General features: G+C 40.6%; 16 protein-coding genes. 4 read left to right on the top strand and 12 right to left on the bottom strand.

The features are described from left to right. Window positions 1-6 precede the first annotated feature (6 nt). The 9 genes from HNW13_RS01805 to murJ form a co-directional block, all read right to left on the bottom strand. Entirely contained in the window at window positions 7-426 is a 420-nt protein-coding gene (locus tag HNW13_RS01805; RefSeq protein ID WP_192114457.1) for a pilus assembly PilX N-terminal domain-containing protein, read from the bottom strand. Window positions 427-490: 64 nt separating this feature from the next. After that, the gene (locus tag HNW13_RS01800; RefSeq protein ID WP_192114419.1) at window positions 491-1,456 is read right to left on the bottom strand and encodes a PilW family protein; all 966 of its coding nucleotides are present in this window, start codon (window positions 1,454-1,456) and stop codon (window positions 491-493) included. Beyond that, window positions 1,453-2,010 carry a type IV pilus modification protein PilV gene (gene pilV, locus HNW13_RS01795; RefSeq protein WP_192114418.1) on the bottom strand — a complete coding sequence of 186 codons (558 nt, stop codon included), beginning with the start codon at window positions 2,008-2,010 and terminating at the stop codon, window positions 1,453-1,455. Before pilV ends, HNW13_RS01800 begins: the two co-directional genes overlap by 4 nt. 259 nt (window positions 2,011-2,269) lie before the next feature. Next, on the bottom strand, window positions 2,270-3,199 hold the full coding sequence (gene ispH / locus HNW13_RS01790; RefSeq protein WP_182744784.1) for a 4-hydroxy-3-methylbut-2-enyl diphosphate reductase: 930 nt from the start codon (window positions 3,197-3,199) through the stop codon (window positions 2,270-2,272). Between the two features lie 42 nt (window positions 3,200-3,241). Continuing rightward, entirely contained in the window at window positions 3,242-3,685 is a 444-nt protein-coding gene (fkpB, locus tag HNW13_RS01785; RefSeq protein WP_192114417.1) for an FKBP-type peptidyl-prolyl cis-trans isomerase, read from the bottom strand. A 2-nt stretch (window positions 3,686-3,687) separates the two neighbouring features. Then, on the bottom strand, window positions 3,688-4,191 hold the full coding sequence (gene lspA / locus HNW13_RS01780; protein ID WP_192114456.1) for a signal peptidase II: 504 nt from the start codon (window positions 4,189-4,191) through the stop codon (window positions 3,688-3,690). 22 nt (window positions 4,192-4,213) lie between these two features. Then, window positions 4,214-7,036, bottom strand: coding sequence for an isoleucine--tRNA ligase (ileS, locus tag HNW13_RS01775; protein WP_192114416.1), 2,823 nt, complete (start codon window positions 7,034-7,036; stop codon window positions 4,214-4,216). Window positions 7,037-7,069: 33 nt separating this feature from the next. After that, entirely contained in the window at window positions 7,070-8,005 is a 936-nt protein-coding gene (gene ribF / locus HNW13_RS01770; protein WP_101086379.1) for a bifunctional riboflavin kinase/FAD synthetase, read from the bottom strand. A 136-nt stretch (window positions 8,006-8,141) separates the two neighbouring features. Beyond that, entirely contained in the window at window positions 8,142-9,701 is a 1,560-nt protein-coding gene (gene murJ, locus HNW13_RS01765; protein WP_192114415.1) for a murein biosynthesis integral membrane protein MurJ, read from the bottom strand. Between the two features lie 261 nt (window positions 9,702-9,962). Here murJ and rpsT point away from each other — a divergent pair, with 261 nt between their 5' ends. Next, the gene (rpsT, locus tag HNW13_RS01760) at window positions 9,963-10,229 is read left to right on the top strand and encodes a 30S ribosomal protein S20 (RefSeq protein WP_059744082.1); all 267 of its coding nucleotides are present in this window, start codon (window positions 9,963-9,965) and stop codon (window positions 10,227-10,229) included. Between the two features lie 505 nt (window positions 10,230-10,734). Here rpsT and HNW13_RS01755 read toward each other — a convergent pair. Further along, entirely contained in the window at window positions 10,735-11,031 is a 297-nt protein-coding gene (locus HNW13_RS01755) for a metalloregulator ArsR/SmtB family transcription factor (RefSeq protein ID WP_011638342.1), read from the bottom strand. Between the two features lie 132 nt (window positions 11,032-11,163). On the opposite strand from HNW13_RS01755, the gene HNW13_RS01750 reads away from it, so the two are divergent. Continuing rightward, the gene (locus HNW13_RS01750; RefSeq protein WP_192114414.1) at window positions 11,164-12,609 is read left to right on the top strand and encodes a M20/M25/M40 family metallo-hydrolase; all 1,446 of its coding nucleotides are present in this window, start codon (window positions 11,164-11,166) and stop codon (window positions 12,607-12,609) included. Window positions 12,610-12,701: 92 nt separating this feature from the next. Here HNW13_RS01750 and yaaA read toward each other — a convergent pair whose 3' ends face one another. Further along, on the bottom strand, window positions 12,702-13,478 hold the full coding sequence (gene yaaA, locus HNW13_RS01745; protein WP_192114413.1) for a peroxide stress protein YaaA: 777 nt from the start codon (window positions 13,476-13,478) through the stop codon (window positions 12,702-12,704). A gap of 101 nt (window positions 13,479-13,579) precedes the next feature. After that, window positions 13,580-15,016 carry an alanine/glycine:cation symporter family protein gene (locus HNW13_RS01740; protein WP_101087192.1) on the bottom strand — a complete coding sequence of 479 codons (1,437 nt, stop codon included), beginning with the start codon at window positions 15,014-15,016 and terminating at the stop codon, window positions 13,580-13,582. 522 nt (window positions 15,017-15,538) lie between these two features. Here HNW13_RS01740 and HNW13_RS01735 point away from each other — a divergent pair. After that, window positions 15,539-17,905: a phosphoketolase family protein gene (locus tag HNW13_RS01735; protein WP_101086375.1), complete on the top strand. Its 2,367-nt coding sequence runs from the start codon at window positions 15,539-15,541 to the stop codon at window positions 17,903-17,905. A 395-nt stretch (window positions 17,906-18,300) separates the two neighbouring features. Continuing rightward, entirely contained in the window at window positions 18,301-19,419 is a 1,119-nt protein-coding gene (locus HNW13_RS01730) for an OmpA family protein (protein ID WP_192114412.1), read from the top strand. Window positions 19,420-19,574 lie beyond the last annotated feature (155 nt).

The raw sequence follows: 19,574 nt of genomic DNA, 5'->3' as shown, positions 1-19,574 counted from the left end.
ACTCCTTCAGTACACTTCTTGTTCAATACCAGCAACCACTGTCACTAGCCCCATATTATTGCGGCCAAATGTTGCAGCGCTCGAAATTTCAATTCGGCGACAAAATATAGGAATTGAATTGCCTTTTACATTTCGTTGACATTTCACATCACCTACAATCAATGGCGTTATGGTATTTGTAACACCTAATTCATTATCAATTGTTTGAGAAATAGCTGTCATACTTGTGAAAGTGTTGCCTGTATTCGCCAAAATAACTTTATCTTGTCCGCCTTGAGCTGAAGCCATCGCTTCAATTCGTTCTGAACCAGCACCAGACATTCTCAATGACTGTGTCGAATTGACTGCCAATGCCACACCAATCAAGGTCATTAACACTAGGACGATTAACGAAAAAAACAACACAATTCCCTGCTGCGTCTTTATTGATGTGATCATTTACCTACCTTTCCTGCATCCACTCAAAAAAATTACGAAATGAGCTGTGATATTATTGGTTGATTAAAATTGGATTTTCTAAAACAATAGTGCTTGAAACTATTTTTCGACGAAAGTTATCATTAAGTGGTCCAATGGTCTTGTCACCTAGCTTATAAGTATTATCATTTGTATAACTTCTGTCTTCTTCGCTTGAACGAACCAATAAAAATACCCTTAAAGCAACTAAACGCTGAAACTGTTCATTATCCCACATTAACGTTGTTACGTTTTGCGCAGGCATATAACTGTCTGCTGTGCCATCACCATTACTATCAAAACCATATAAAATACGCATATTTTCTATGCCTTCTACGAGCTGTTCTTCGTTATTCATGCCGTTATTTATTGATAACGTCCGACGCCTTAAAACGGGAGTGGTGCCGTCATTACGAACAAAGTAGACATGATGCTGGTATTCCCAAATGCGGCTATTCGCTAACCCAGGGGCAGCGGCACTGCCATTGAAAAATATGATTTCATTTTGCGTAGATGCTGCGTAATAGCGTGTTGCGGTGAGAACTGTTGCAGGTGGTCCCATTAAGCGTTTAATTTGGATAACATCTGTGGCGTTATTAGGTGTAATACACGCTAGTGATTCTGCACTTACGCCTTGCTCGTATCCCCACAAGCGCCTGAAATGAGAAAGTTGTGTATTAGGAAAACTGGCATTATTCAATCCTGCACCCACGCAATCAGCCGTTACTGCGGTGGCAGATAACGTTGTATCAGTGCCAACAATCAAATCAGCACCCGTAATGTCACCCATAAAACCAAGCTGGCTTAAGTCGCGTTCCATAATCGCTAATGCGATTCGGCCATTTTCTTGTAATTGATTAAATTGGCTGGTTGTTGTTACATTACTTGAAGACATGCTAAACATAGTAAAAAGGCCTGCTGTTAAAAACAAGCTAATCAACATCGCGACCATTAACTCAACTAGCGACATTCCTCGCTGGATTACTGATTTCTTCATCATCTTAATATCGCCGTATTAACCACTAATGCACGTCGCCTGTCACTACTCGTTCCACAACCTTGTACAACGCTAGATTGTCCTGAAGCGCCATCTGAAGATGATCTAACGCCCTTCCAAGTGATTACGACCATGACATTATTATTAGCGTCTATATTTATACAAGCTGTTGGAGAATCTAATCCACCCACATTATTATTGTCAGATGATTTTTCATTTTCACCTAAAAACGCGCGTTCCCACTGATATAAGTCCCAGTTTCTTGTTTCAATGTTGGTACATAGAACATTACCACCCACAGCAACATCACAAGATTTGGCCGATGATATAGATGAACCAGTATAAGTCCCTGCATAGGTGGCTAGTTGACTACTGTTTATACGCATTCGATTAATGATGTCGTTAGCATAATACGAGGCTTGAGTTTGTTGAAAAGATTCGAAACTGCCTTTCTTGGCAACTAAATGAAGATTAAAAATCCCAATAAGGCCAATCACTAGAATAACCAGTGAGACCATTACTTCAATTAAGGAAAATCCATTCCTTTTGCATGACATGAACGTAAAACCTCCAGATAAAATCAAAAGTAGATATTTTCACTCTTGAATATCGATATTTTATACAGCACAACTATTTAACCAGTCTAAACATTCAGCATAGATAATAACTGACTTAAATGTAATCAGATAGTATCAATTTTGTATGATTAATAGAACAACATATTTTATCCGTATTATACTCGGTTTACTTTGTAAGCACAAAAAACCCGCAACTTAAATTAAGTTGCGGGTTAATATTTATAGATGATTGAAATTACTAACGTAATTCAGCTGGAACTGCAAATACAGTGTCTTCTTTACGGCCTTCAACTTCAGTAATAATACTTGGAGCAAGTTTAGCTATCGCGTTAACAACTTGTTGCACTAACACCTCAGGCGCTGAAGCACCAGCAGTTACTGCTACTTTTTTCACACCATCAAACCACACAGCCTCAACGTCAGCAGCGGTATCAACGAGATAAGATTGCGTACCTGTTTTTTCAGCCAGCTCACGTAATCGATTTGAGTTAGAGCTATTTTTAGAACCGACAACAATCAATAAATCGACTTCGGAAGACATACTACGTACAGCATCTTGTCGATTTTGCGTCGCGTAGCAAATATCATCCTTACGCGGCCCCTCAATTGAAGGAAAGCGCTTTTGCAATGCAGTAATAATATCTAAGGTGTCATCAACAGAAAGTGTTGTTTGAGTGACAAAGCATAAGTTGTCTGGATTATTGACCTGAAGATTATTAACATCCTCTGGAGACTCAATAAGATAAACACCACCTTTAGGATTATCATATTGTCCCATAGTGCCTTCAACTTCTGGATGGCCTTCATGACCAATCAAAATGCACTCAATACCTTTACGACTTGCACGAGTCACTTGTAAATGTACTTTTGTCACTAAAGGACATGTCGCATCGAAGACTTTTAAACCACGATTTTTAGCTTCTTTACGCACAGCTTGTGATACACCGTGAGCACTAAAAATAACAATACTGTTGTCTGGCACTTGGTCAAGTTCATCAATAAAAAGAGCACCACGCTGTTTTAGATTTTCAACCACATATCGGTTATGTACCACTTCATGGCGTACATAAATTGGTGGTTCAAATAACTCTAAAGCACGCTCAACAATACTGATAGCACGGTCAACACCGGCACAAAAACCACGAGGGTTGGCCAATAAAATACTCAGTTCTGGAGACGTCGGATCAACTTTTAGCATGTGATACCTTTTTTACTCAGTTATGACACTGATCACTTCAAGTTCAAACGTAAGCGTGCGTCCTGCGAGTGGATGGTTTAAATCGACGGTAATTGAATCACCAGCAGTATCGCGAACGATACCCGGTATTTCACTGCCACCAGGACCCGCAAAACTCACAATAACACCGTCTTCAAGCTTCATATCTGCAGGAAATCGACTTCTGTCCATATAGTGAATCGCATCAGGGTTTGACTCACCAAAAGCGTCTTTTGCCGCTAAGGTAAATGTGTGCTTATCACCTTCTTTCAAGTCTTTTAGTTCGTTTTCAAAAGCCGGACTTAGACTACCGTCACCAATATTTAAACGTGAAGGTTTGCCAGATGATTTTGTACTGTCGGCTGTGGACCCGTCTTCCAGTACAATATTCATATGACATATTAATGAATGACTGTCTTGCTTATTTAAATCTGTCACAGTTAATCTTGCTCCTTCGGTGGCTTTGCTTCGGGTCTGAATGATTCCCAAATGATCAGTACCGCACCAATAAAGATGCCTGCATCGGCAATATTAAATGCAGGGTAATGGCTGGTATTCCAGTAAAAATCGACAAAATCAATTACAAAACCATGCATTAAACGATCAACCAAATTACCTAATGCGCCGCCAATAACTAAGGTAAAGGCTAAATTACTGCGCCATAACGCATAAGATTGTTTACGCAACCAGATTGTTAACAAGGTACTAAAACCGACAGCAATGATGGTAAACAACCAACGTTGCCAACCACCAGCTTCACTTAAAAAACTGAACGCGGCACCGTAGTTTCGCACGTAAGTGAAATTGAAAAATGGTAAAAGCTGTATAGACTCATACAATTCAAAATTACTCAGGACCCATTGTTTAGATAGCTGATCGGCTAAAAACACCAATGCAGCTACCCAATACCAACGTAAGCCACTGTCTTTCCATGTTAATGGCACAGTACTCATTATCAATGTTTCCTTAAGCGAATTCGCGTTGCTCGCCTTCACCTTCAATATTGGTCACACAACGCTGACACAATGTTGGGTGAGCTTCAATGGTGCCAACCTCTTCACGATAGTGCCAGCAACGCTCACACTTCTCGGCAGCACTTTTGGCAACCACTAGTTTAAGCGAACTTAATTCGGTTTCGATGGCATCGCTACCCGCTTGTGACATATCCGTAACCGCTGCTTTAGAGGTGATAAGGATAAATCGTAACTCATCACCCACTTTAGCTAACTCAGCCGCTAAATCAGCATCGGCGAACAATGTCACTTCAGCTTCTAATGAACCACCAATACGTTTATCACGGCGTGCTTGTTCGAGTACTTTATTAACTTCATTACGGACAGTTAATAGTTTTTCCCAATAATCATCGCTTAAATCACTTTCAAGAGTGACGGCTTCTAAGCCTTGATACCATTCTTGGGTAAACACATACTTTTCACGTTTACCGGGTAATAATTGCCACACTTCATCAGCGGTAAAGCTTAAAATTGGCGTCATCCAACGAACCATCGCCTCGGCAATATGATAAAGCGCAGATTGACAGCTACGACGTGCATGCCCTTCTTGCTTAGCGGTGTACTGGCGATCTTTAATAATATCAAGATAGAAACTGCCTAACTCTACAGAACAGAACTGCATCAGTTTTTGAGTCACTAAATGGAAATTGTATTGATCATATGCTTCAATGATTTCTTGTTGCAGCACTGCTGCACGACGAACAACCCAACGATCTAACGCGACCATCTCTTCAGATGCGATCATGTCTGTTTCTGGGTTAAAGCCATTCAAGTTAGCAAGTAAGAAACGGGCAGTATTTCGAATACGACGATATGCATCAGCACTGCGATTTAAAATCTCGTCAGATACCGTCATTTCGCCACTATAATCGGTTGCGGCAACCCATAGACGTAAAATGTCAGCACCAAGCTTATTGATTACTTGTAAGGGAGCTATCACGTTACCAACAGATTTTGACATCTTACGGCCTTTACCATCAACGGTAAAACCATGGGTCAACACTTGCTTATAAGGTGCTTTACCATTCATAGCGGTTGAGATCATCAATGATGACATAAACCAACCACGATGCTGATCGCTACCTTCTAGATACAAATCTATGTCATGCCCATGAAACTCTGGACGCGCTGCGACAACAGATGAGAATGATGAACCTGAGTCAAACCATACATCCAATGTATCAGTCACTTTGCGGTATTGATCGGCCTCATCACCTAACAATTCGCTGGCATCTAAATCCCACCAAGCTTGAATACCTTGTTGTTCAATGCGATGCGCTACACGTTCCATTAATGAAACACTGTCTGGATGTAATTCATCCGTTTCACGATGTACAAACAACGTAATAGGGACGCCCCAAGTACGCTGACGTGAAATACACCAGTCTGGACGGTTTTCTACCATTTTTTCAATACGGCTTTGGCCCCAATCAGGGATCCACTTCGTTTGTTCAATTTCTTTTAACGCTTGTGAACGCAAACCATGATTATCCATAGAGATAAACCATTGTGGCGTGGCACGGAAAATAATTGGTGTTTTGTGGCGCCAGCAATGTGGATAGCTATGGCGTATAGCAACATGCAGAAGTAATGCGCCCTTTTCTTCTAACAGCGCAACCACATTGGCGTTGGCTTTAAATACATGCTGACCAGCAAAAAACTCAGTGTCTGGCTTATAAACACCATTGTCGCCAACAGGGTTAGCGACTTCCAAACCGTATTTTTGGCCGACAATAAAATCGTCCTGACCGTGGCCTGGTGCTGTATGTACAATACCGGTACCTGCGTCAGTAGTCACGTGATCGGCTAAAATAGCAGGCACGTCAAACGCATAAAATGGGTGATTAAAACGCATTAACTCAAGTTCTGCGCCTTTTACTTCACCTAAAATAGTGTGTGACTCTGCACTGTAACGCTCAAGACATGACTCAACCAGAACTTGAGCTAATATCAAGGTAGTCGTTTCACCATTCTTAACAAATTCAACCAGGCTGTAATCTAACTCAGGGCTTAACGCTAATGCACGATTTGCAGGAATCGTCCATGGGGTCGTGGTCCAAATTGCCATAGCTACTGGTTTAGCATAATTTTCTACGCCAAATTTAGCTGCAACAGCTTGGCTATCAACCGCCACAAAAGCGACATCGATTGCTGGAGATGTTTTATCTTCGTATTCCACTTCAGCTTCAGCAAGTGCTGAACCACAGTCGGTACACCAATGCACAGGTTTAACACCTTTGTGTAAATGACCGCTTTCAATTACTTTTGCCAATGAACGGACAATATTCGCTTCGGTTGAAAAGTCCATGGTTAGGTAAGGGTTTTGCCAATCACCTAATACACCTAAACGAATGAAGTCATCACGTTGGCCATCAACTTGGATAGCGGCATATTTACGACATTCTTCACGAAACTCTGCCGCAGAAATTTTGACACCTGGCTTACCGACTTTTTGCTCAACTTTAAGCTCAATCGGTAATCCATGACAATCCCAGCCTGGAATATAAGGCGCGTCAAAACCTGACATGGTTTTAGACTTAATAATGATGTCTTTAAGGATTTTGTTTACCGAGTGACCAATATGAATGCTGCCATTGGCGTATGGAGGGCCATCATGAAGAATGAAAGGTTTACGGCCAGCACGGCTATCACGGATCTGTTGATACAGTCCGTCTTGCGTCCAGCTATTTAACATTTCTGGCTCGCGATTTGCCAAATTACCGCGCATCGGAAACTCTGTTTCCGGCAAGTTCAAAGTAAATTTATAGTCGCTCATTGATCCCATACCATTATTTAAAGCTGATTCATTTCAGCTAGCATCGTTGCTAAATAAAGCGCGAGCTTCATTTGCATCATTTAAAATCTGTTTTTTTAGCGCGTCCAATGACTCAAAAGGTTGTTCATCACGGATCTTTGCTACTAATTCTACTTCCACTCGTTTGCCGTATAAATCACCGCTAAAATCAAACAAATGGACTTCTAATCTGCAAGTTTGACCATTTACAGTGGGTCTAAAACCCACATTAGCCACACCGTCATAAATATCGCTGCCATCCCAGTACAAACGAACCGCAAACACCCCTCTTACAGGTACTACGTGTCGTTTTAAGGCAATATTTGCTGTTGGAAAACCAATTGTACGGCCTAATTTTTGCCCGTGTGCAACCTTACCACTTAAAATGAAAGGATGACCCAATAACCGCCTTGCTTGCTCTAAGTGCCCTAACGCTAGTTGTTCTCTCACTGCAGTAGAGCTTACTCGCAACGAACCAACAACAAAGCTTTGTGTACTGACCACAGTAAAGCCAAATTCTTTACCCGCAGCAACGAGCATATCGAAGTTACCTAAGCGACCTTTACCAAAACAAAAATCATCTCCAACAACGAGATATTTAACCCCGAGTTTTTTAACCAGTAACTCTTCAATAAACGCTTCAGCAGGTTGACTAGCAAAGGCTTCAGTAAAATTGATACAAAGTAGCTGATCAATTTTAAGCTCATCTAACAATCTAATTTTATCACGTAGAAGACTCAGACGCGCCGGCGCATCTGTACCACGAAAACGTTCTTGCGGTTGCGGTTCAAAGGTCATTAACATTGCAGGCAGTTGAAAATGATGCGCTTTATTAACCAAGCTGCTGATCACCTGTGCATGGCCACGATGGACACCATCAAAATTCCCAATGGTCAAAACGCAACCATGATGAGAAGGTAAAATATTGTGTATACCGCGGATTAATTCCATTACGCTCAATACTGCCTATTGCAAATCGGCAGATTATATACCCAAACCAATGTCAGATGCGAGTTTCAACCTCAGATTATTACAGCGAATTTTGGATAATCAGCCGAATATGCCTAAGTCTCTCACGTAGGATAAATTATCCCTGACGTTTAATTTTCCAAGGCCGTACACCCAATGCGAGTAAACTCAACAAATAAATAACCGCGCCACCAACAATGAGCTCAATCAACATAAACATCCGTTCGAAGGTGTGCCATTCGAGCCATGTACTTTGTTGCGGCATAAAATAAACAATGCCAATGGCCATTAAGGCTGTAGAAATAATCACTTTAAACGAGAAAAATAACGTTTGTCGGCTCATTTGATAAACGCCCGCTTTATGCAAACCTCGATACAACAAACCCGCATTTAATAGCGCAGACATTGATGTCGCAATGGCTAAGCCCACATAACCAAATGGAATGGCAAAAATAAGGTTAAACACCATATTACTAACCATGGCAATAATGCCATATTTAACCGGAGTTTTAGTGTCTTGACGCGAATAATATCCTGGAGCTAACACTTTAATCATCATGAAACTTAACAAACCACAGCCATAAGCAACCAGGCTATACGAAGCCATTTGAACGTCATTTAGGCTAAATGCACCACGCATAAACAACACCATCAGCATTGGTTTAGCGAGAATAATCAGTCCTAACATAGCCGGAGTGCCTAAGAGTAAAATGGCTTTTACTCCCCAATCCATCGTTTGATTAAAGCCACTGCCTTGGGCATTAACATGTTTTTGCGATAATGCAGGCAAAATCACTGTCGCGATGGCAATACCAAATAATCCTAAAGGGAACTCCAATAGGCGGTCTGCGTAATACAACCAACTAATCGATCCCGTCATCAGGAAACTGGCTATAAAAGTGTCGAACAATAAATTAATTTGCGACACAGACACACCAAATAAAGCTGGGATCATCAAGGTTCTAATTTTTACCACACCAGGGTGATGCCATCCCCACGTAGGCCTAACGAGTGCTTTCTCACGAATTAAGAAAGGTATTTGGAATAAAAACTGAATCAATCCACCAACAAATACCCCCCAAGCCAAACCAATTTCAGGGTTTTCTAATGTGTGCGCATACCATAACGCCACGGCAATAATCGCCACATTCAAAAATACTGGCGTAAAGGCTGAAACCGCAAAGCGTCCACGAGTATTAAGGATTGATCCTGCTAGGGCTGTGAAGGTGATAAACCATAAATACGGAAAGGTAATTTTTAACATGACAGAAGCCAGTTCAAATTTTTCTGCATTAGGCCCGTCATTTAACCAATCGACAAACCAGCCACCACCAAAAAGAGCAGCTAATACTGGAGAACCAACAACACCAACCAAAGTAACAATTGTCACTAGTACACCTAAGGTACCAGCGACTTTACTTAATAACTCGCGTGTATCTTCTGGGGTCATTTTTTCCTGGTACTCGGTCAGTACCGGCACAAATGCCTGCGCAAAAGCCCCTTCGGCAAATAAACGCCTTAAAAAATTAGGTATCTTATTTGCAAAAAAGAACACGTCAGCACTACTGCCTGCTCCCATTAGGTTCGCAATCACTACATCTCGAACTAAACCTAATACTCGTGAAATCAGCGTCATAACGCTGACAATCAAGCCTGATTTAAATAATTTTTTGCTCAAACAGCCCCCCAGGCACAAACACACTTCAACGAAAATTAATGGGATATATTAATAAATATTCTATTATGGCCCTGTCACACAGACCAAAGAGCTGGTAGAATTGCGCCACATATTACACGAGTGGGTTGAAGTTAGGCATGTTAGGTTGGATTAATTTATCTTTATGATGATTATTCAACTGTAGTCGTTGACAAGACGACAAAAAGCAGGCATATTCCTCGGCCTTTAAAAGTATCAAATCCAGTTTTTAGGAGTTGCACCTTGGCTAATAGCAAGTCTGCAAAGAAGCGCGCGCTTCAGTCTGAAAAGCGTCGTCAGCATAATGCTAGTCGTCGCTCTATGTTACGTACATACGTTAAAAAAGTCATCGCTGCTATCAAAAGTGGTGACCATAAAGCGGCTACAGAAGCGTTCGCTATTGCACAACCAATTGTTGACCGTATGGCGACTAAAGGTCTTATTCATAAGAATAAAGCCGGTCGTCAGAAGGCTCGCTTAAATGCAAAAATCAAAGCTATCGCAGCTTAATTTTTTGTAGATTAAGATTCAAAAAACCGGCTTAGGCCGGTTTTTTTATCACTAAATTTTACCTATCTATCTTTTTCATCTGCAACTTCCCCTATCTCAATCTCAACTCAACTCAACAGATTAGTATCAATATAATAATGTCAAAATTATTAATGATCTGACCCTAAAAAATAGTCTGATTAAAGGCAAGTTGCGCTTGAGAACTGTTTTAACGTTTAATTTAATACTATTAATATTGGCGACTAACTAAGCCTGTAGAAAGACAGTATGGAAGCTTTCACTCATTTCAACGGGAGAACGATCAATTTTATGAAAGTTGAAAGTTGAAAATTGAAAGTTGATTGTTGGTGGTTTTGAAAATATTGATACATTGCAGGTTTGTGGTTTGAAGTGTCTTAATTGCGGCCAGTAAGCGGCATATTGCGTGTATAATTTACAGAACTAAACGTCTTAACTTAAGACATCATCAATGAGATGCATCAGTTAAGACGTTTGTGGAGTCAATTTAATAACAATACATATTATTTAATACTTGAATTAACTCTTTTACCTCATTACTTTTTAATGAATAAAAAACGGTTTGTGCTTCTTTTCTAGTACAGACTAAATTGTCTTTACGAAGCCATGCCAAATGTTGAGATAATGCCGATTGACTCAACCCCAACTTCTTATTCATTTCACCAACACACATTTCACCTTCATTAAGAAGATGACACAAAATAAACAATCTACGTTCATTTGCTAATGCTTTTAGCAATACGACCGCATGATCTGCTTGCTGCTGCATTTTTTCTATATTCATCACGCGCTCTTCTCCTCATCTAACCCCGCTCTAATATAGCGTTCCCTTACAAATAGAGTCGGGACATAAAGCACACTTTTTGGTAGATTGTTGTAAAAAATGAGACTTAGCTAAAATAATCAAAGGAAACTCATGAAAAACTATCAAAGAGCCACTCTCGTCGGTGCCATTTTTGCAGCACTTATTGGCTGTCAAACAACGTCACCAACTAAAGCCACTGCACCACAATTAGTGATTAATGATTCTGATGATGCAAAAATCAGTCAACAATTAGCTAAACAAGCTTTATCGTCTCGCTTAAGTTATGACATAGTCGAATCACTCACCGTTGAAGTTGGACCAAGATTAGCTGGCACGGATAAAGATATAGTTGCGGTTGATTGGGCAATGGAAAAATTGTGGCTGCTCGGATTTGATAAAGTGTACAAGGAGTCAGTTCAAGTTCCTGCATGGTCAAGAGGTAGCGCCCACGCAAGTATCGTAGCGCCTTATGATCAGCCATTAGTCGTTACCGCCTTAGGTGGAAGCGTGGCAACACCAGTTAACGGTATTCAAGCATTAATTGTACGCTTTGACAGCTTAGAAGAGTTATCTAATGCATCACCTGGACGCATCGAAGGCAAAATTGTATTCATCGACCACAAAACTGAACGCCATATTACAGGTAAAGGTTATGGCGAAGCCGTAGGCGGCCGTTCTCGTGGAGCTATAGTTGCTGCACAAAAAGGAGCGGTTGCCATCGTTATCCGCTCTATTGGGACGGATCATGACAGAATGGCCCATACTGGTATGATGCGATATGAAGAAGGAACGCCTAAAATTCCTGCGGCAGCAATGTCGAATCCAGATGCCGATTTAATTAATGCGATGTTAAAGCGCGATCCAAACATCACACTATCATTAAATTTGACCTCAGAAAATCTAGGAATAGCCACATCTTATAATGTCATTGCAGAAGTCACAGGTAGCAGTAAGCCTGACGAAATCGTCCTTATTGGTGCTCATCTTGATTCATGGGATGAAGGTACAGGTGCGATTGATGATGGCGCTGGTGTGGCGATTGTCACCACCGCTGCTAAACTTATCCAAGACTTACCACAAAAGCCAGCACGCACTATTCGAGTAGTATTATACGCTGCAGAAGAAGTCGGTTTAGTCGGCGGTAAAGCCTATGCGGCACAACATGCTGATGAATTAGATAAACACTATATTGCCGCAGAATCTGATTTTGGTGCAGGACCAGTATATAAAATTGATTTTAACGTTAATGCCGCGACATTTGAGCAGGTCAAACAAGAACATTCAGCTATGACCTTAAGCGGCGTTGAGCTAGGCAATAATGAAGCGTCTGGTGGCCCAGATGTTTCAATTCTACCAGCATTAGGCGTTCCAGTTGCGTCGTTAAATCAAGATGGTTCAGATTATTTTGATTATCACCACACTCCTAACGACACCTTGGATAAAATTGATCCCAAGAAACTAGCGCAAAGTGCCGCTGCTTATGCACAATTTGCTTATATGATGGCGCAATCAGAAATCGATTTAAGGCCTGTTACTCAGCAAAAAGAACAACACTAATCGGTTTATCTCAATCGAGCTTAACACTCAGACATTAAAAAGCCCTTATTCAAGGGCTTTTTATTAAGCTGGTTTTATTATTTTAGAGAGCGTTATTTTTGTTCGTCTCGTAAAAATACTGGCGCTGTAGGGGTCGATTGCACTTCGTTATAATAATAACCTTCAAGATCAAACTCGGTTAATTGTTCAACACTAGTAGGTTTAGTATCCACAATGTAACGAGCCATCAATCCGCGCGCTTTTTTAGCATAAAAGCTAATCACTTTAAATTGACCTTTTTTACAGTCTTTAAATACTGGTGTAATCAACAGTCCTTCAAGCTGTTTAACGTTGACCGATTTGAAGTATTCATTCGACGCTAAATTGACAATGATATCGTCACCCTGCTCTTTCAAGGCCTTATTCACTTCAGCAGTGATAGTCTCGCCCCAAAAAGCATATAAATTGCTGCCCTGTGAGTTTGCTAGTTTGGTACCCATTTCTAACCGGTACGGTTGAATTAAATCCAACGGTTTAAGTAAACCATACAAACCAGACAAAATACGCAGATGCTTTTGACTAGAAGCTATTTGTGACTCAGATAAATGATCGGCATCAAAACCGGTGTAGACATCACCTCGAAATGCGAATATAGCTTGTTTAGCATTATCAAGGCTAAACGGTGGCTGCCAGTCAGCAAAACGAGCAGCATTAAGCCCGGCAATTTTATCGCTTACTTTCATTAAACTGGCAATATCCATTGGTGATAATTCACGGCATACATCAATCAATGCTTGGCTTTGTTTAAGTAAACACGGCAGAGAATGGGTGTTAGTTATAGGTGGATTTTCGAAATCTAATGTTTTCGCGGGTGAAACTAAAACCAGCATAAGTACGCTCCAGGTAAAATCATAATGTCATCATACTGAACTGATAAAAAAAAACCATGCTGCTGTAGCATGGTTTTTTCGATTACCCTAATAGGTAAATGCTATTTTTTTACAGGCTCTGCTGAGTTAGGCCAAATTTTTTCTTCTAATTGATCGGCTAGCTCCGGAAACTTACTAGTATCAAATACCGGATCAATACCAGCGTCTATCTGTTCACGGTAGTCATTGATCACTCTAACCGCCAAACCAGACAACAAGACTAATGCCACTAAGTTAACAATGGCCATTAGCCCCATCGACACATCCGCTAAATCCCAAACCAAACTAATTTTAGCGAGAGAACCAAACATAACCATACCTAAAACCACTAAACGAAATAAAGGTAAGGCTTTTTTACTATTGCCAGACAAGAACATTACATTGGTTTCTGCATAAGAATAGTTGGCAATAATAGACGTAAAGCAGAAGAGTAAAATGGCAAAAGCAATAAATGCTCCACCCCAATCACCCACATGACTGGTTAATGCACTAATGGTTTTGGCAATACCATCCGAGCTAGAAGCTGCATCTCCAGATAATAAAATAATCGCTGCGGTTGCGGTACAAATAACAATGGTATCAACAAACACGCCCATCATTTGCACAAAACCTTGCGATGCTGGATGGTTAGGATTTGGAGATGCACTTGCAGCAACATTTGCGGCACTCCCCATACCCGCTTCGTTTGAAAACAATCCTCGGGCAATACCAGCTTGCATTGCTTGCGAAACACTAAATGCAACACCACCAGCAGCAGCTTCTTGCCAACCAAATGCACTATTGATAACCAACATGAATATGTCGGGTAATTTTTCAATGTTCATACCCACAACGACAAAAGCAATGGCAATATAAGCAATAGCCATTACAGGCACAATTAACTCAGATGCTTTAGCAACCTTCTTAAGGCCTCCAACAATCACAAAGGCACTGCAAATAACAATACCAATTCCAATATAGACAGGCTCAAAACCAAACACCTGAGTCATAGCACCAGTTATGGTGTTAGCCTGGACTGCATTAAACACTAAACCAAAGGCTATAATTAAAAATATCGAGAACAGCACACCCATCCAGCGTTGACCAAGACCTTTCTCCATATAATAAGCAGGCCCGCCACGGTACTGACCATCACCATCTTTCACTTTATAAACTTGGGCAAGGGTCGACTCAATCATTGCGGTTGCCATACCAAGTACCGCAATAGCCCACATCCAGAACACGGCACCTGGTCCTGCAGTACCAATTGCAACAGCCACACCGGCCATGTTACCAGCACCTACACGTGCTGCCATACTGGTACAAAAAACCTGAAATGATGATAAACCATGCTTACCTGGACGACGGCTAATAGCCAATACTTTAATGCCATGAACAAAATGAGTGGCTTGAATAAAACCGAGACGAATGGTGAAAAATAATCCAGCGCCTACCAGTCCATAAACTAATAGCTTGCCCCAAAGTAGGCTATTCATAAAATTAATAATCGTTTCTAACATTGCCATATTGTCTAATCTTCCCCGTTATAAGGTTATTTTTTTGTATCAGGCTATTGCGCTGAATGTTAAAGCACATAATGGACAGACCTGGCACTTCATATGCGAGCTGCTATGTGTCAAACGGTAAAACAAATAAAAGTGCCAAATAAAGGCGCCATTATAAAAGCTAATGATGGTGGATTAATAGGTATAGATCACCAAGGGCTGTGAATGCTAAAACAACGTTACCTACCTGATACATTGCCTAAGTAAATGACACGTTGAAGCAACACAAATAAAACAAAAAGCAACAAGTGACATCCATCACACTTTATCACTTCTATTATTAATGCTCTATGCTTAAAGCACTGGCAAATCGTTATTAAATTTCAAGTAATAATCGACATATCAACCAAAAATGCGACCTGAACTAAAAGTGACTCGTCAAAAATCAGATAAAGGCCACATTATTGTAATAAAATTACAGATACAGTGTTCTCAAAGAAAGTTAAATAATTATTTTCACTTTTAATCGAGGTCACAATGACTAACTCAAATGAAATAACTGCACTAAAAAAATACGTACGAGCGACTAACTTCTTGGCGACATCGCAAATTTATCTGAAGCAAAACGTACTTTTTAAGCGTCCTTTACAACATACTGATATCAAGCCTCGTTTACTTGGTCACTGGGGAACGTGTCCTGGTATCAACTTTGTCTACGCTAACGTTAACCGTCTTATTGTTAAGCATAATCGTGAATTCATTTACCTTGTTGGCCCTGGCCACGGTTTCCCAGCAGTACAAGCTAACTTATTTGTAGAAGGTTCATTAAGCCATTTCTACCCAGAGACCATACCTTATACAGAAACGGGTATCGAAGATATCTGTAAAAAATTCTCAGCAGCTTACGGTTATCCATCACATGCCAATCCTGAAGCACCAGGTCAAATATTAGAAGGTGGTGAGCTTGGTTATTCACTTTCAGTTGCTTGGGGCTCTGTATTAGATAACCCAAATCTTATTGCCGCCTGTTTAATTGGTGACGGTGAAGCAGAAACAGGTCCATTAGCTGCATCTTGGTATGCCAACCGTTTAGTCTCACCAGATAACAACGGTGCAGTGCTACCAATCGTACATATTAACGGTTACAAAATTTCAGGCCCTACTCGTATGGGCCGAATGAGCCATGAAGAGCTAGATTTAGAATTCCGTGGTCTTGGTTATCACCCAATCATCGTTGATGATGAAATGGAAACCGATATTTTTGAACAAATGACCGCAGCAATGGACTTGTCATATGACATGATCAATGACATCCAACGTCGCGCACGTTCAGGTGAAGATGTCGTTAAACCACGCTGGCCAGTTATTTTAATGAGAACCGCAAAAGGTTGGACTGGTACTTCTGAATACGATGGTAAGAAACTTGCTGGTAACTGTGAATCTCATCAAGTAATAGTGAGTAACTGCGCCAAAGATAAAGGCCATCTTGAAGCACTTGATAAGTGGTTGGCTAGCTATAAGTTTGACGAATTAGTGCAAACCACTGAAAGCGGTGAATTGATATTTGATAAAGACATTATGTCTTTGATGCCGCCAAAAGAGTTATGTTGTGGTCGTCAACGTCTGAGTTACGGCGGTGAAGTTGTACGTGCTTTAGCAAATCCAGATTTAAACAAATTGGGTTACGGTTCAGAAACAGCTCGTGGTCAACGTGGTTTCTCAATGTTGAAAATGGGTGAGTGGATGCGTGATGCTTTCAAACTAAACCGCGATCAACGTAACTTACGTATCTTCAGCCCTGATGAAACATACTCAAACCAACTACAAGCTGTGTTTGAAGAAACCGACCGCGCATGGCAGTGGCCAATCGAAAGCTGGGATCAAGATATGTCTCGCGATGGCCGCGTGATTGAGCTCCTATCTGAAAATTTACTTTTCGGTATGTTACACGGTTACACAGTAACAGGTCGTCACGGCATGTTCCCTACCTACGAATCTTTCTCTCAGGTAGTGTCATCAATGGCAGATCAATATTGTAAATATGTTCATGCAAGCCAAGGCATCCATTTCCGTAAGCCTATCCCTGCATGTAACGTCGTATTGTCTTCACTATTAGAACGCCAAGATCACAACGGCTATTCTCACCAGAATCCGTCTTTCCTAGGCGCTATGTTAGAGAAACATCCGAACATTATTTCTGCTTATTTACCTGCAGATGCTAACAGTACCTTGGTTTACACTGAACGTGCTTACGCTGATCGCGATAAACTGAACATTATTGTTGCGGGTAAAAAGTCGTTACCACAGTGGTTATCACTTGATGAAGCCCGTAAGCAAGCTAAAGACGGTATCATGGTGTGGGATTTCGCCTCTGATGACAAACCAGATGTAGTACTTGCAGGTTGTGGTGACTACGCGACGCAAGAATGTATGGCCTCACTGGTATTAATTCGTGAGATTTTACCAAGAGTGCGCATCCGCTTTGTAAGTGTCTCAGAACTTCACAGCAGCGGTTTAGGTAGTCTTAAATTCCAAAGCAAGCCTTGGATGATGGATGAAGTCTTCACTGAAGATAAAGGCGTGGTATTCAACTACCATGGCTACCCAAACACCATCAAAAAGCTTGTATTTGATTATAAAGGTAACCGTCGCTTCCGTATTAAAGGTTATGAAGAAGAAGGTTCAACGACTACACCATTTGATATGGGTGTGCGTAATGGTACTTCTCGCTATCATTTAGTTATCGATATGGCATATAAGTTGTTCCAGCAAGGCGTAATTGATGAATCACAACATGTGACCATCACGACCGATATGTTACAACGCTTGGTAGACCACAAAAACTACATCAAAGCGAACGGTGTTGACCCTGAAGAGATCGAAAACTGGGTGTGGACACGTTAAGTTAAGCCACTTTTAACAATAAAAAATACGCCTTCAGGGCGTATTTTTGTTTTTATAATCCCCAAAAGTGACCATTTCATAAAAATCAAACTAACTTATTAAAAAAAGAGTTGATATTCACAATTCATCTTTAATCATTTATGAATTAAAACATACATGCTTAGCTTATGTTTTAATTAGTTATTTTAATTAAAACAAATTTCATCCTGAGTATTATCTAATCTAGCATTACCAAAAATTAATCCTTTTTACTATGGAAAAACATCTAATTACCAACCATAATTGCGCCGCTGACTAAAATACAAAGAAACACCACATTAAGCGTCAGTAATGCATGACAATAACAACTCCGTTACATGCATATTTGGTGGAGTAAAATAACAATGGATGTAAATATGATGAAGAACACATTAAAAGTAGTATTACTCACCTCTATGTTGCCTTTCGCTGCATCAGCTGCACAAGAATTAACACCTTGGTATGTTGGTGGTGGTTTAGGCGTCAACAACTATGAACCTAGCTGCGACCAAAAAACCATGAAAGTATGTGGTGAAGATGACCCATATGCTTGGGATGTATTTGGTGGTTATTTATTTAACGAATACGTCGGTATTGAGCTAGGTTATCGTGACCTTGGCCGTGCAGAATGGACTGATTATTCTAACAAGCGCAATGATGTTGGTGCTCGTGGAATGTCATTAGGTTTTGTTGGTTTTTACCCACTAGCAGACAAGTGGAGCTTATCAGCTGAAGCTGGTGCGCTTAACTACCTAATCTCGAACAAAAAAGAATACAACACTGAATATTACAGTGATAGCGGTATTGCACCATATTTAGGTGCTGGTATTGGTTATAACTTTACTGACAATTTAAAGTTACAAGCTAAATACCGTCGTTATGAAAATCTTGACGAAGAAAAGTGGAATACACTTTCGATGGAAAGTAACTATTGGGGTCTTGAGCTAAGCTACCGTTTTGGTACTAGTACTCCAGCTCCAGTTGCTGCACCAGTTGTTGTTGCACCAGTTGTTGTTCCACTTGGTGATGATGATAAAGATGGCGTAACAAACAACATAGACAAATGTCCAGACACACCATCAACTCACAAAGTTGATGCGACTGGTTGTAGCGTTTATGAAAACGTTACAACTAAGTATGACTTAGGTGGTATTTTATTTGCTAATGATTCAGCTGAAATCCGTGCTGGTTCGTTTGCTGATTTAGAAAAACTTGCTGACCACTTAACTAAATACCCACAACACACTGTATCTGTTCAAGGCCATGCGTCTAACGTAGGTAAAGCAGAATACAACATGAAGCTTTCTGAGCGTCGTGCGGTAGCAGTTGCAAGTGCACTAAACAAAAAATATGGCATTAGCATCAGCCGTATCAGTTCTGTTGGTTACGGTGTCACTAAACCAGTTATGCAAGGTAGCTCAGCTGAAGCTAACCGTGTTAACCGTCGTATCGAAGCTATCGTGACGGGTACTGAAAAGCGCGTAGTATTACGTTAATTGTAATATAGATACGCTATACTTTAGAAGTCGCTGCTTGCAGCGACTTTTTTATTTTAAGAACAACGTAAAAACCAATACACCAGTGACTAACACTGACGTTGCGGTATTAGAATTGGAAGTATGTACCGTATAAACTGACCAATTCTGTCTAT

This window comes from Shewanella sp. BF02_Schw (genome assembly GCF_014596695.2).
GTDB lineage: Bacteria > Pseudomonadota > Gammaproteobacteria > Enterobacterales > Shewanellaceae > Shewanella.
The sequence above is the reverse complement of the archived record's forward strand: the minus strand, read 5'-3'. Positions and strand labels throughout refer to the sequence as shown.